The 14,520-nt window shown below is 39.4% G+C and carries 16 protein-coding genes; all 16 read right to left on the bottom strand.

The annotated features are described in order from the left end of the window. Positions 1–149: 149 nt before the first annotated feature. The 16 genes from ACZSMY_RS01810 to flhB all read right to left on the bottom strand — a co-directional run bounded on the left by ACZSMY_RS01810 (position 150) and on the right by flhB (position 14,519). Entirely contained in the window at positions 150–938 is a 789-nt protein-coding gene (locus ACZSMY_RS01810) for a phosphatidate cytidylyltransferase (RefSeq protein ID WP_465147428.1), read from the bottom strand. 15 nt (positions 939–953) lie between these two features. Then, the gene (locus ACZSMY_RS01805; RefSeq protein ID WP_193064980.1) at positions 954–1,712 is read right to left on the bottom strand and encodes an isoprenyl transferase; all 759 of its coding nucleotides are present in this window, start codon (positions 1,710–1,712) and stop codon (positions 954–956) included. Between the two features lie 382 nt (positions 1,713–2,094). Next, positions 2,095–2,652 carry a ribosome recycling factor gene (frr, locus tag ACZSMY_RS01800; RefSeq protein WP_042534992.1) on the bottom strand — a complete coding sequence of 186 codons (558 nt, stop codon included), beginning with the start codon at positions 2,650–2,652 and terminating at the stop codon, positions 2,095–2,097. 2 nt (positions 2,653–2,654) lie between these two features. Next, the gene (pyrH, locus tag ACZSMY_RS01795; RefSeq protein ID WP_042534993.1) at positions 2,655–3,377 is read right to left on the bottom strand and encodes a UMP kinase; all 723 of its coding nucleotides are present in this window, start codon (positions 3,375–3,377) and stop codon (positions 2,655–2,657) included. Positions 3,378–3,524: 147 nt separating this feature from the next. Then, positions 3,525–4,409 (bottom strand): translation elongation factor Ts, encoded by an 885-nt coding sequence (tsf, locus tag ACZSMY_RS01790; RefSeq protein ID WP_042534994.1) that lies wholly within the window; start codon positions 4,407–4,409, stop codon positions 3,525–3,527. A gap of 105 nt (positions 4,410–4,514) precedes the next feature. Then, positions 4,515–5,273, bottom strand: coding sequence for a 30S ribosomal protein S2 (gene rpsB, locus ACZSMY_RS01785; protein WP_042534995.1), 759 nt, complete (start codon positions 5,271–5,273; stop codon positions 4,515–4,517). Between the two features lie 177 nt (positions 5,274–5,450). Further along, entirely contained in the window at positions 5,451–5,918 is a 468-nt protein-coding gene (locus ACZSMY_RS01780; protein ID WP_042534996.1) for a DUF6115 domain-containing protein, read from the bottom strand. Between the two features lie 27 nt (positions 5,919–5,945). Next, positions 5,946–6,722: a FliA/WhiG family RNA polymerase sigma factor gene (locus ACZSMY_RS01775; RefSeq protein WP_042534997.1), complete on the bottom strand. Its 777-nt coding sequence runs from the start codon at positions 6,720–6,722 to the stop codon at positions 5,946–5,948. A gap of 24 nt (positions 6,723–6,746) precedes the next feature. Continuing rightward, positions 6,747–7,238 carry a chemotaxis protein CheD gene (locus tag ACZSMY_RS01770; RefSeq protein ID WP_042534998.1) on the bottom strand — a complete coding sequence of 164 codons (492 nt, stop codon included), beginning with the start codon at positions 7,236–7,238 and terminating at the stop codon, positions 6,747–6,749. A 1-nt stretch (position 7,239) separates the two neighbouring features. Then, positions 7,240–7,878 carry a chemotaxis protein CheC gene (locus tag ACZSMY_RS01765; protein ID WP_042534999.1) on the bottom strand — a complete coding sequence of 213 codons (639 nt, stop codon included), beginning with the start codon at positions 7,876–7,878 and terminating at the stop codon, positions 7,240–7,242. Then, positions 7,875–8,354: a chemotaxis protein CheW gene (locus tag ACZSMY_RS01760; RefSeq protein WP_042535000.1), complete on the bottom strand. Its 480-nt coding sequence runs from the start codon at positions 8,352–8,354 to the stop codon at positions 7,875–7,877. Before ACZSMY_RS01760 ends, ACZSMY_RS01765 begins: the two co-directional genes overlap by 4 nt. Positions 8,355–8,380: 26 nt before the next feature. After that, positions 8,381–9,448 carry a protein-glutamate methylesterase/protein-glutamine glutaminase gene (locus ACZSMY_RS01755; RefSeq protein WP_332093766.1) on the bottom strand — a complete coding sequence of 356 codons (1,068 nt, stop codon included), beginning with the start codon at positions 9,446–9,448 and terminating at the stop codon, positions 8,381–8,383. Between the two features lie 4 nt (positions 9,449–9,452). Next, on the bottom strand, positions 9,453–10,304 hold the full coding sequence (locus ACZSMY_RS01750; protein ID WP_042535002.1) for a MinD/ParA family protein: 852 nt from the start codon (positions 10,302–10,304) through the stop codon (positions 9,453–9,455). After that, a complete protein-coding gene (gene flhF, locus ACZSMY_RS01745) occupies positions 10,301–11,389 on the bottom strand; it encodes a flagellar biosynthesis protein FlhF (protein WP_042535004.1) in 1,089 nt (362 codons plus the stop codon). The genes ACZSMY_RS01750 and flhF overlap by 4 nt, the downstream gene beginning before the upstream one ends. Then, the gene (flhA, locus tag ACZSMY_RS01740; RefSeq protein WP_465147427.1) at positions 11,386–13,419 is read right to left on the bottom strand and encodes a flagellar biosynthesis protein FlhA; all 2,034 of its coding nucleotides are present in this window, start codon (positions 13,417–13,419) and stop codon (positions 11,386–11,388) included. Before flhA ends, flhF begins: the two co-directional genes overlap by 4 nt. Before the next feature lie 20 nt (positions 13,420–13,439). Then, positions 13,440–14,519, bottom strand: coding sequence for a flagellar biosynthesis protein FlhB (gene flhB, locus ACZSMY_RS01735; RefSeq protein WP_289584567.1), 1,080 nt, complete (start codon positions 14,517–14,519; stop codon positions 13,440–13,442). Position 14,520: the final 1 nt, after the last annotated feature.

Here is a 14,520-nt window from a genome sequence, read left to right as displayed (position 1 = left end):
TACATGTATGTGCCGGGACAAGAATAACGTATATGCTAACTTGTCCGATAATGTAATTTTGTTATGTATTAGCCAAAAGAAAGCTCTTCACCTAGTATATTCAATAAGTCAGCTTACTTTACCAATTCTACAATATTCGCTTCTATTTGTTAAAAAAAGTGAATAAAATGCAGTAATGGAAAAACAAAAAGCATGCTGTCAAAGCGATCTAAAATGCCGCCGTGTCCAGGAAGAATATTCCCGGAATCCTTTACATGATACACACGTTTAAAGGCAGATTCAACCAAATCACCGATTTGTCCAAAGGCAGAAGCTATCATCGTAACAATAATCAATGTCAACCAGGATTGCTCAAATGGTGCTATCAGGTGAAAAATCACAGCTACAACTACAGCTACAAAAATACCTCCCAGCGCGCCTTCAACGGTCTTTTTCGGGCTGATAGTCGGCCATAATTTATGTTTTCCCAGTTTGCGTCCAAATAAATAGGCTCCTGTATCCGTTGCCCAAATAATGCAAAATGCAAATAAAATATTTCTCAGCGCATTTTCTCCATCTCTAGTCTGCAGCAAATAAAAGAATCCTAAACCAACATAAAACGCCGCAAGAACAACAAAGCCTACCTGATCAAAAGTAAACTCATTTTTTACAAGCACGGTATACGCCAATAAAACAAAAATAAAGATAGAAATCAATTCATACTTCGTCAGCCATTCAATATCAGCCAGTAATTCATTAGGCAGTAAAATAACCCACGTCAGTAAAGCTGATAAAACATACGGAAAAAAAATCTTATCAGGATGGCGCATCCGCATTAATTCAACTATCCCAATCGTCGCTAGCAAATAGACAAAAATAGTAAATGGCAAACCGCCAATAATAATAATCGGCACAAATACAAGCAGAGCTATAATTGCTGTTATCGTTCGTTGCTTCATTAAATCATCATCACCTTATATACCTCCATATCGTCTTTTCCGATGCTGATATGCAAGTAATGCTTCATAGAATGTTTCTTCTGTAAACTCCGGCCATAGTTTATCTGTAAACCAAAACTCTGTATACGCCATTTGCCAAAGCATAAAATTACTTAAACGGCATTCGCCGCCAGTACGTATTAACAGGTCCGGGTCAGAGACACCTGTTGTATATAAATATTTTGAAAAGGTTTCTTCATCTAAGCTGCTCATATCGATATCATCTTCTTTTACTTCCGTTACGATTTGCTTGACTGCTTTTAAAATCTCGTATCGGCCGCCGTAATTAAGGGCAAAGTTTAAAATAAGACCATCATTATGCTTTGTTTTTTCTTTTGCATAGTTTACTGCTTCCTGTGTGTGGCTCGGCAATGCCTGAAAATCGCCTATCGTTTGGATACGAACATTATTTTCCATTAAGCTTGGTAAATATACATGCAAAAACTCTTTTGGAAGTTTTAAAATATATTCCACTTCTTGTTTTGGCCGTTTCCAGTTTTCTGTTGAAAAAGTATAAAGCGTTAAAACCTTCACATTTGCTTTCACAGCGGTTTTAACGATTTTATTCACCGTAGATACACCCTCTTTATGACCAGCAAACCTGGGTAATCCCCGTTTTTGTGCCCATCTGCCATTCCCATCCATGATAATAGCAACATGATTGGGAGCATTCTCTTCAGAAAGTGAATCCGATTCTTTTGGTTGTTTTGATAAAAAAGGAATTTTAATAGACATTTTCCGTCCCCCGAATGGTTGTTTGTTCATAACCCTCTTCATCTTTTTTCGAAGAACAAGGGATGAAAGGCATGACCATGCCAATAAATAATATGACTGTATTTCGTTTAACATGTATGAAATCGACTGTTTTTTTAAATATGATAACATGACACATTTAGAAAAGGATTTTCCGTTAACCGCGACATACAGCGGATGCGGAAGTCTTTTTTATCCACTCATATATAAGTGCATGATAGCCAGTAACATTAATACAAAAACCCCCTTTAATAAGAGGGCTTAATGGCATCTTACTACGTTAGCAGAAAACTGTCACCTTTAAACAAAATATATTTTGCCAGGGTTTGTGCTGTTAAGATAGATAGAAGGCATGTATCCCCTATCACACTTCCATAATTTCATTTTCTTTGGTTTTTGCTAAATCTTCAATTTGCTTAATATACGCGTCTGTTGTTTCTTGAACATCGTCTTGAAATGCTCTTAAATCGTCTTCTGTCATATCACCATTTTTTTCAGCTTTTTTAAGCTGGTCATTTGCCTGGCGGCGAAGATTTCTAATTTGTACACGAGCTTCTTCTGCATATTTCCCTACTACTTTAACCAAGTCTTTTCTTCTTTCTTGGGTAAGAGCAGGAATATTGATGCGGATGATGTTTCCATCATTTGATGGAGAAAGTCCCAAGTCCGCTTTTTGAATTGCTTTATCAATATCACCAATTGCTGACTTATCGTATGGAGTAACGGTCAGCAGTCTTGCTTCTGGAGCACCTACCTGAGCTAGTTGGTTCAGCGGTGTAGAAGCACCATAATAATCAACATAAACCGTATCTAATAGACTTGGATTGGCACGTCCAGCACGAACAGAGGCTAGATTTCTTGAGAAAGCTTGAACAGCCTGTTCCATTTTTTCCTTCGTATCTTTTATCACTGATTCTGACATGTTTAGTTCCCCCTTATCGTTGTTCCGATATTTTCACCTTGCACAACTCGTTTAATATTACCTTCTTCCATAATAGAGAAGACAATCAGCGGCAGGTCATTATCCATACATAATGAAGAAGCGGTAGAATCCATTACACCTAATCCTTCATTTAACATTTCTAAATAAGTGAGTGAATCATATTTCTTTGCTTCTTTGTTGATTTTAGGGTCATCTGTATAAACGCCGTCCACGTTGTTTTTAGCCATTAAAATCACTTCTGCTTCAATTTCTGCAGCCCGTAATGCAGCTGTTGTATCTGTAGAAAAATAAGGATTTCCAGTACCAGCAGCAAAAATAACAACACGCTTTTTCTCCAGATGGCGAATCGCTTTCCGCCGTATGTATGGTTCAGCAACCTGTCTCATTTCAATGGATGTCTGTACTCTGGTCTGTACACCAATCGTTTCCAGACCGTCCTGTAAAGCAAGAGAATTCATAATTGTTGCAAGCATCCCCATATAATCAGCTGAAGCTCTATCCATGCCCATTTCTGATCCTACTTTACCACGCCAGATGTTACCGCCGCCGACTACTACAGCAACCTCTACACCAAGCTCTACAATTTCTTTAACCTGTTCTGAAATGGAATGAATGATTTTAGGTGAGATTCCGTATCCTTCTTCTCCACTTAATGCCTCTCCACTTAATTTTAACACAACTCTATTATAATGTGCTGTCGTCATAATAACCTCCAGAGAAAAAATATATTTACAATATATAGCTATAAGAGGATACTCAAAAGGACGAATTAAACTTTTCAGTTTTCACTCGGCCTTTTGAAAAACCCCTACAAAGAAGGGAACAAATTAATGTCCCCTAATTTGCACAACTTATTTTTTGATTTGGCTCATTACTTCTTCCGCGAAGTTATCTTCACGTTTTTCCATTCCTTCGCCTACTTCATAGCGAATAAATGCTTTTACAGAAGCACCTTTATCTCCAACATATTTTTTCACTTTTTGGTCTGGATCTTTTACAAAGCTTTGTTCTAAAAGAACGATTTCTTCGAAGAATTTACCTAGACGGCCTTCTACCATTTTTTCAACGATGTTTTCTGGTTTTCCTTCGTTTAATGCTTGTGTTTTAAGCACTTCACGCTCGCTGTTCACTTCTTCTTCAGCAACTTCATCACGGGATACATAACGAGGGTTGATAGCTGCTACATGCATTGCAACATCTTTCGCTACTTCTTCGTCTGTTGTACCTTCTAACAATGAAAGCACGCCGATACGTCCGCCCATATGAAGGTATGCACCAAAAGCATCATTATCTGTTTTTTCTAATACAGTGAAGCGGCGAAGTGAGATTTTTTCTCCAATTTTAGAAACCACTGTAGTGATTGCTGCGTCAACTGTTTCAGAACCATCTAAAAATGGCTGTTGTAAAGCTTCTTCAACAGTTTCAGGATTATTTTTCACAATGTGTTTTCCAAGGTCAGAAAGCAATTGCTTGAACTGATCGTTCTTTGTAACGAAGTCTGTTTCACAGTTTACTTCAATAATTGCAGCTCTGTTTCCGTCTAATTCAATATGCGTTAATCCTTCTGCAGCAACACGATCCGCTTTTTTAGCAGCTTTCGCCATTCCTTTTTCACGTAGAAAATCAATTGCCTGCTCCATATCTCCATTTGTTTCTGTCAGTGCTTTTTTACAATCCATCATTCCAGCACCTGTTTTTTCACGTAATTCTTTAACCATTTTAGCAGTTACTGCCATGTTAATTCCTCCTAAAAAACGTTAATTTTTGTTATTCCTTCTTCTTTCCTGAAAAAAGGGTGATAAAAGGCTTCTATCCTCTTATCACCCTCACCTTTTAAAAGATTACTCTTGGGAAGCAGCTTCTTCAGCAACTTCTGCTTCTAATTGGTCTTGTTCAGAAACAGGTTCTTCTGTTTCTTCACCTTGTTTTACTTCTAGAATAGCATCTGCCATTTTTGAAGTAAGAAGTTTTACTGCACGGATTGCATCATCGTTTGCAGGGATTACATAATCGATTTCATCCGGATCACAGTTTGTATCAACGATTCCGATAATCGGAATGTTTAGTTTGTGTGCTTCTGCAATTGCGATACGCTCTTTACGAGGATCGATTACAAATAATGCATCTGGAAGTTTTTTCATTTCTTTGATTCCGCCTAAGAATTTAACAAGACGATCTTTTTCTTTTAATAAGTTTACTACTTCTTTTTTAGGAAGTACTTCGAAAGTACCGTCTTCTTCCATTTTCTCAATATCTTTCAAACGGTTAATACGTTTGCGGATTGTTTGGAAGTTTGTTAATGTTCCACCTAACCAGCGTTGGTTAACATAGTACATGCCTGAACGCACTGCTTCGTCACGTACAGAATCTTGAGCTTGTTTTTTTGTACCTACGAAAAGTACTGTACCGCCGTTTGCTGCGATTTCCTTCACGTAGTTATATGCTTCATCCACTTTTTTAACTGTTTTTTGTAAGTCGATGATGTAGATGCCGTTACGCTCCGTAAAAATGTATTTTTTCATTTTCGGGTTCCAACGACGTGTTTGGTGACCAAAGTGTACACCAGCTTCTAGCAATTGTTTCATTGAAATTGCTGCCATAATAAATTCCTCCTAATTGGTTTTATTCCTCCGCATTTATCTTCTTTATAAGAACACTGTATATCAGCACCAACCTTATAAATCCAAATGCGTGTGATTTTTAGCTAACTAATCATAGATAGACTATTTACACCAAAGGTTACTATACCACAACCTCTCCAAGGAGGCAAGTGATTTCTACGACTTTTTTTGATGCATTTTGATAATTATTTCAGCTTCTGTTTTTCCACAGTTTAACTTTTTAGCTATATCGTCTATTGTTTCTCCGTTTGTGTGAAGCTGCAGTATTTTGGCTTCCAAGGATGTTTCTACTTCATCTTGATAAGCAGCAGGTTGAAAATCCTCTATAGGCTGCGTTTCTTTCTCTGTCATCGCAGCTCCCTCTTTCTTCTTCTCTGCAGGGGGGAAAGGAGGATACTTTTTTATGCTGTCATGCTTTACAGGACTTTTGTCAGGCTGTTTATCCTCTTCCAGAAGTCTTTGCAGCATTCTGTTCTCTTTCCTTATTTCTTCCAAAGTCTCTTTCAGTACATTTTCTGCTTGTTTATTACCATTAGCATTCTGCCTGTTCTTTAATAATAAATAAATAGCTAATATTGAAATGCCATGTAGTAAAAAGCTGATCATCCATAGTAATGTTGACATATTTTTTCCCTTCCATACATGCTCATATTAAACCTGGGTGATTTTTTGCAGCGTTGAGCGTAATTTTGCAATGCTTCGCTTATGGATTTGTGAAATACGGGAAGTCGTTAATTCCAATACTTGTCCAATCTCTGTAAAGGTTAATTCCTCTTGATAAAAAAGACTGATAACAAGCTGTTCTTTTTCATTTAATGACTTGATTCCTTCTATTAATTCGTCCTTCCACTCTTCTTGGATAAGCCTTTCTTCTGGCCTGAGCTCCGGTTTATCTGATACATTGTAGCCAATACCTTCTTTCAGGTCATTCTCCTGCCCCTTTGGTTTATCTTCAATAGAAAGCATGTTGCTCAGTACCATATCCCGTAATGTTATTTCGACGTCCTGAATAGGCATTCCTGTCATTTCGGCAATATCCTCCGGCTGTGCTTCCCGTTGATTTTTTTGCTCAAAAATCTCACTTGCCTGCTCCACCTTTTTTGTTTTCTCACGAATCGAACGTGGCAGCCAATCTTCTTTTCTTAATCCATCCATGATCGAACCTTTAATTCGAAATGAGGCATATGTATCAAATTTCAAATCACGTTTCAGCTCAAATTTGTGCAATGCATCATACAGACCCAGCAAGCCATAGCTGCGGATTTCTTCACGATCCACACGATTAGGCAATTGACTTACAATTCTTTCCGTATGAAAGGAAACAAGATACATGTAGTTCTCAATGAGTAGATTTGCTGCTTCATTATCTTGACTGGTCATCCAATGCTTCCATAAAATTTGTTCTTGTGAAGGCTCTAATGAACTCACGATGACACACTCCTTTCAAATCGGTTAAATTGTAAAGACATTCTGATTACGTTTTCTGATGGAAAGCTTGGACGTTACTGGATCAAACTCAATCGTTCTCCCCAAATTACCGCCTACATCTGAGGAAACAACTTTAATATTTAATTTTCGAAGCGCGTCCTGGACTGCTTCTATATTCTTATCACCAATCCGCATAAAGCTTGTTCCTTTACCAACCTGAAACATTTGCGCTCCCCCGGCCATTTTTGCTTTCATATTTCTGGCTCCCTGTTCCTGAAGCATTTCTAACAGCTGCGGGATGGCTGTATCTGCATATTTCATCTCACTTATACTGCCGGCTCTTGCTTGGCTGGAGTCAGGCAATAAAATATGAGACAATCCAGCTATTCCACGCCTTTCATCGTATAATACCGTTCCAATACAAGAGCCAAGCCCCAGCGTTCGAATCGTATTAGGGGATCGAACAATTTTCGTATCTGCAATACCGACATTTACAATTGTTTTCGTTATACTCATCTTAAGACCATCCTAATTTGGCAAAGAGCTTTTGAAAAGATTCTGGATCAGGAATAAAAAGGAAATTCCCTCTAATCTGTTCATGGCCTCGTTCCTCTTGCCTTATTTCCGTATCAATAATAATTGCATAATCTGTTACCTGAGAAATTTCTAATAAGCCCATTGTCATAATAGCACCAGCCATATCGATTCCCAGATGTGGAACAGAAGGCTGCAGATTCATACCAGTAAAGTCAGAAAGCGCGGTAAGATACGACCCGGTCAAAATATTTCCTATTTCACTTAATGCAGACATAGCAATCTCTAATTCTATTCCATCCGTCTCTTCTGATAATCGAAATTCCGGATTATGCGTCAGCTTTTGTACCAGATACTCTGCTTCTTCAATATCAACGACAATAGCCATTACACCCGTTATTTCCCCTTCCACCTGAAACATCAATCCGACAATAGGCTGTTCCGGTCCGCCAACCAATTCAATGACTTCGTTAAAATCAGCAATCTCCACATTAGGAACCAGCATATCTATTTTATGACCCAACAGCTGTGATAAGGAGGTTGCAGCGTTTCCAGCACCTATATTCCCTATTTCTTTCAAAATATCCTTCTGAAAGCTCGTTAATTGGAAAACATCCATCATTGATCATCCAATTCTTTTGTTTTTATTTCTTCTAAATTTAATAATTTATAAATATCTAATAATACAATCAGCCGATTATCCAGATGAGCAATAGAATGGATGTATTCTTTTTTTACAGTGCCAATGGTTTCCGGAGGATTTTCCAAAAGATCAACCGGGATGTCTAGCACATCATTTGCATTGTCTATAATCAACCCAACTTGTGTCTCATCAATCTTGGTGATGATTATCTGATCTTCTTCCTTGTTATGCTCCGGCTCTTCTTCCAGCCGAATGCGCAAATCAATGACAGGAATAATCTTCCCTCTAAGATTAATCACACCTTTAATATAATTTTTTTCGTGCGGGACGCGTGTAATAGGCAAGGATGTTTCAATAGACTCTACAAAGTTCACCGGCAACCCATACTCACTGCCATTCAAATCAAAAATGATTGTTTTTTCTAATCTTTCTGGAGTTAACTGTTCTTGTGTCATGCCAATCTTTCCCTTCCGGTTATTTGTTATTTAACAAGATTGCTCAGCTGGCTAGCCATTTGATTTAATGGCACTTGATAATCAGCTAGCCCCTCATTGATAATAGACTTCGGCATTCCATATACAATAGCTGTCTCTTCTGTCTCTGCAAGTGAAACGACATGAGAATTTGCTTTTTTCAATGCTTTTAAGCCAAGCGTACCGTCATTCCCCATCCCTGTTAAGACGCAGGTTACAATCTGATAATTCTTAAGAGAACACAGAGAGCGGAATAATGTATTGACGGACGGACGATGACCATTATCCAGCGGTTGTTGATTTAATGAAATCATTAATGCCATGCCGCTGCTTTTCACTTCCATATGGTATCCGCCCGGCGCGATGTAGACCGTTCCCTTTTTCATTAATTCTCCATGTTCCGCTTCTTTAACAGTCAACCGGCTAATTTGATTTAACCGTTCTGCCAGAGACGCAGTAAATCCAGGAGGCATATGCTGTACAACAGCAACAGGAATACCAAGATCTTTCGGTAAAGCGGTAATGACTTTCTGCAGCGCTCTCGGGCCTCCAGTAGACGTTCCGATGGCAACCATTTTTTTGGAGGAAAGAGAGGGCTTCGCAGGCATTGTCAATGGCTGCTGTATACGTTCTATCGGCACATGCTGCGCTGCTCCATTTATTTTTTTATGTACTTTTACGGTTGCTGCTGTATAGACCTTGTCGCATATTTCTTTTTCTACCTTTTTTATATCTAATGAAATCGCTCCGGACGGCTTTGTAATAAAGTCAACCGCACCTGTCGAAATAGCCTGGATGGTATAATCAGCGCCTTTTCTTGTTTCACTGGACAGCATGACCACAGGAACAGGACATTCCTCCATAATCTGTTTTAAAGCTCCTAAACCATCCAGCTTCGGCATTTGGACATCCATGGTTACGACATCCGGATGCAGCTTTTTTACTTTATTTACCCCATCTTCGCCATGTACGGCAGTTCCAACTACATGAAATCTGCCATCCTCTGTTAAAATCTCAGAAATCATTTTTCTCATAAATGCAGAATCATCTACGACAAGAACATTAATTAGAGTCATTTCTTCACCCCTTCATGAAATGTTTTATCCGTTCTATGAAACTGCCAGATTTACGTACCGTTTTGTTTGTGTCATTTACGTACATTTGCAGGATCGACTCCATTGCTTTGGAAGCCTTCGTTTTCGGATATAACTTGGTATACGGTTTTTGATGCATGACAGCTTTCATTATATTTCCGTCTTCTGGAATACAACCTAATCTTCGAGCCTCTGCGTCCAGAAAGCGGCGAATAACCGTGTGGAAATTACCGAGAATATTGCTGCCCTCTGTTTTATTCCTTGAACGATTTAAAATAGTATAGATTGGCATATCCGGCTGATTAGATAATATATGCTTCACCATTCCATATGCATCCGTAATGGACGTCGGTTCAGGCGTAGTGACAATAAAACATTCATCTGCTGCCAAAATAAAAAATAATGAAGTCTCTGTCACACCAGCACCCATATCAAATAACACATAATCATATTCTCGCCATACCTTTTCCAGCCCTTGATAAAAAATAGCTTTCTTATGCTCATTAATTTCTAAGAAATCGTGCAGGCCAGAACCTCCGGGAATATAATCTATGCCATAAGGACTTTTTACAATGGCGTCCTGAATGGAAATTTTATTATTTAAAACATCGGCAATAGAATAGTCTGTCTGCATACCAAGGAGTAAATCGATATTTCCCATTCCTACATCTAAATCAAATACCAGGATTTTATGATTCTCCTGTGCAAGTTTCATCGAAAAATTAAGTGTGAAATTTGATTTTCCTACACCGCCTTTTCCGCTGCAAACAGCAATCGTTTTTGCTGTCCTTTCAGGGGATAGCCGGTTTCGGAGCTGTTCAGCCTGGTCATAGCTCATTGTTCATCACCTATTATATAACGGCTAAGCTGATTTAATGTTGGACTCAGCATGTCCTCGGGAACATCCTGCCCATTTGTCATATAGCCAATCCGGATGTCAGGATAATGAAATGCAGCATTCAAAATATTTCCGTATTGCTCTGTCTCATCTAATTTTGTCAAGATAAGCCCATGAACACCGATTGCTGTAAACTTTCCGTAAATATCCAGAAAATCTTTCGGTTTTGCCGTCATTGATAATACGAGATAATTTGTTACTTCTCCAGGGCTTATCCAGTCCGCCATATCTTTCAAGTAAGTTTCATCCCGATAATTTCTTCCGGCTGTATCTACTAAAATCACATCATAATCCTGCAGCTCCGCGATATACTGATGGTATTCCTGCTTGTTATACGCTACATGTACAGGTATATGAAGAATCTTTGCATATGTTTTCAGCTGCTCAACTGCTGCTATCCGGTACGTATCCAGTGTGATAAACGCAATTCTTTTATTTTCTGTCAGCTGCATGCGGGCGGCGATTTTTGCAATCGTAGTTGTTTTTCCTACACCAGTCGGGCCGACAAATTGAATCACTTTATGGTGATATGTAAAGCCTAATTGCAGCCCTTCCAAGCGCTTTTCTATTTCTTCATGGATTCTTTGCTGGAGGACAGCAGTCTGATTTCCCCCTTCCTTGATGAGCTCCAAAGCAATATCAGGAAGAACCTCCTGCGCTGTCAGGCGGTCATATATCAGCTGTTCATCCGGCGTTAACCTGAGCTGGAGCTGTCTGTTCTGCGCTTCCAGGAGTTTATAAACCTGTTCCAGTTCTTTAGAATAAGAAACATCTGCTGCCGCTTCCGGAGTCTTCTCCTTTTGCAGTGCAGGAGCTTCTTTTTTGACAGTTGCTTTTTTAACAGGCTGAACCGGTTCCGGATCATAGCCGGCAACTACCTCTATATAATTCTTTTTAAAAAGCCCCAACATGCCGCCTGATTTAATTTGCCTGGATTGTAAAATAACTGCGTCTGTGCCAAAATCTTTCCTTACCTGCTTCATTACTTCCGGCATAGACGGCGCTTTATATTTCTTTATCTTCATGCGATATTCACCACCCCAACACTTTGTACCTCCACATTCGGTTCTAGTTCATTGTATGATAATACAACAACTTGAGGTAAGAACCTGTCTAACAATTGTTTTAAATACATCCGCACCGCCGGCGAGCATATAATAATCGTTGTTTCTTCCTGAAGGGATACTTTTTCCGCTTCCTTATGAATCGCCTGCACAATTTCCTGCTGCTGATCCGGGTCTAACGCTAAGTAATTGCCGTGCTCTGTCTGTTGAACATGGTCAGCAATTGCTTTTTCAATCTTTCCGGATATCGTAATCACCTTCAACGCATTATCATCTTTTACAAAGCTTTTTGTGATTTGTGATGCTAACCCTTGTCTGACGTATTCTCCCAGCACATCTGTATCATTAGTCAATCTGGCAAAATCAGCTAATGTTTCAAAGATTACCGGCAGATTCCGGATAGATACACCTTCTCTTAAAAGCTTCGACAGTACTTTTTGAACATCGCCGACGGACAATGGTTCCGGGGTTACTTCCTCGACTAAAATCGGATTTGTTTCTTTTAAGTGATCAATCAGCTGTTTTGTTTCCTCTCTTCCCAAGAGCTCAAATGCATGTTTTTTAATCACTTCTGTCAGGTGAGTCGATACAACAGAAGGAGGATCAACGACCGTATAACCGGATAATTCCGCTTCGTCTTTTACATTTTCACTTATCCATTTTGCAGGCAGCCCAAATGCAGGCTCTTTTGTATCAATTCCTTCTATATCATCCTCTAAAAAGTCGGGAGCCATCGCCAAATAATGATCCAGCATTAATTCACCGCTGGCAACCTTGTCTCCTTTTATCTTTAATTGATATTCATTCGGCTGCAGCTGGATATTATCCCTGATTCTTACTACAGGTATTACGAGTCCAAGCTCAATGGCCAGCTGTCTCCGTATCATAATGACCCTGTCCAGCAAGTCTCCTCCCTGGGATGTATCCGCTAAAGGAATTAATCCATAGCCAAATTCAAATTCAATCGGATCCATATTCAAGAGGCTGACCACATTTTCCTGCTGTTTGAGAGCGGTCGATTCGGTTTCTTCTTCCTCTTCCTCAGTAACTTGTTCCGGCTCCACACTTTTCTTCTCCATCCAGTACCCGCTGAAGGCTAAAAAAGCGGCCAGAAGCGTCGTTAAGAAAAAGTTGATTGGAGTCAGACCAAGCAGAAAGATTGTTCCTGCTGCGATATATAAAAGCTTCGGAAATTGCAGCAGCTGACCTGTTACATCCGAACTTAAATTACTTCCCCGGGCAGACCTTGTAACGACAATCCCTGTTGCCGTTGAAATAAGCAAAGCAGGTATTTGACTGACCAGTCCGTCCCCAACAGTAAGACGTGTAAATAATTCAACGGACTCTGACAAAGACAAGCCCATTTGAGCCACCCCGATAATCATTCCGAAAAGTACATTGATCAGAACGATGACAATCCCGGCGATAGCATCTCCTTTAACGAATTTACTTGCCCCGTCCATGGATCCATGAAAGTCGGCTTCATTTTCAATTTTTTCCCGCCGTTCTTTCGCCTGGCTCTCTGTAATTAAACCGGCATTTAAATCCGCATCGACACTCATCTGCTTCCCGGGCATCCCATCGAGGGAGAACCTGGCAGCAACTTCCGATACACGTTCTGCCCCTTTGGTAATAACAATAAAATTGATAATAACTAAAATAATAAATACAACAAACCCGACTAAAGGGTTATTTCCAATTACAAAGGAGCCGAATGTTTCTACAACTCCTCCTGCATTACCTTCCGAGAGAATGGCACGGGTTGTGGACACATTTAAAGCTAACCGAAATAATGTCAACAACAAAATCAGTGTTGGAAATACGGAAAATTGCAATGGTTCCGTGGTATTCATGGCTACTAAAATAACAACCAATGCAAGTATTATATTAATTAATATGAGAAGACTTAAAAATTCTCCAGGCAACGGGATAACCAGCATAACAATAACCAGTATAACGCCTATGAGAACCGCAATATCCCGGAATTTCATTTCCATTCTCTCCTAACTTCTTACGCTTTTTTCTCCATTTGATATACATATGCAAGAACCTCTGCTACAGGCTGAAAGTATTCTTCCGGAATAACTTCGCCGATTTCAGTTGCAGCATACAGCGCTCTTGCCAATGAACGATTCTCTACCATTTGTACATGATGTTCATTCGCAATTTCCTTGATGCGCTGTGCAATGCTGTCCGTCCCTTTCGCAATAACAAATGGTGCTTCTGCCTTTGCTTCATCATATTTAATGGCAATGGCATAGTGGGTCGGGTTGGTAATAATGACATCCGCTCCCGGAACCTCGCTCATCATTCTTCGGGTTGCTATCTGTCTTTGTTTTTCTTTCATTTTTGATTTAATTAACGGATCCCCTTCGACATTTTTATACTCGTCTTTAATGTCTTGCTTGGACATCCGAATGTTTTTTTCAAAATCGTATTTTTGGTATAAATAATCTAGCACTCCTAAAAAAATCAATAAAGCAATAGCCGAGAATGCCATGATGGTAGTAACCCGTGCAAAAAAGCCCAACGCTCCTTCAGCATCTAAAAATGCAGTCATCAGCATCTGATCTTTATTCATCCAAATGACGGTAAATGTGACCGTCCCAACCAAGGCGATCTTCAATAATGATTTCAAAAATTCCACTAATGCCCGAATAGAAAAAATCCTCTTAGCTCCCTTAATCGGGTCAATTTTTTTCAAATCGAACTTTAACGGCTCTGTTGAAAACAGAAATTTGACCTGAAGCAGATTTGCAGCTACACCGGAAATAACGGCTATCACCATAATTGGGGCAACCATTAAAACCGCTTGAAGGAACGAATCATTAAACATCATTTGAACCGAGTGATTCGTCACATCCCAATGAATGTATTCTGTAAATGATTTTCTGTAAAAGCTCGTCATATATTCCAGAATATAACCGCCAAAAACAAACAATCCGATAAAGCAGCCGAGCAGCAGGACAGCTGTATTGATATCCTGACTTTTGGCAACACGTCCTTTTTTACGTTCGTCCTGTCTTTTCTTTGGAGTTGCTTTTTCTGTTTTTTCCCCTGCAAAAAATTGTAAGTCTAATGTCAATTTCACA

The sequence above is a fragment of the Oceanobacillus sp. B139/18 genome, assembly GCF_055524595.1.
Note: the sequence above shows the minus strand (reverse complement) of the source record. Positions and strands in the feature narration are given on the sequence as shown.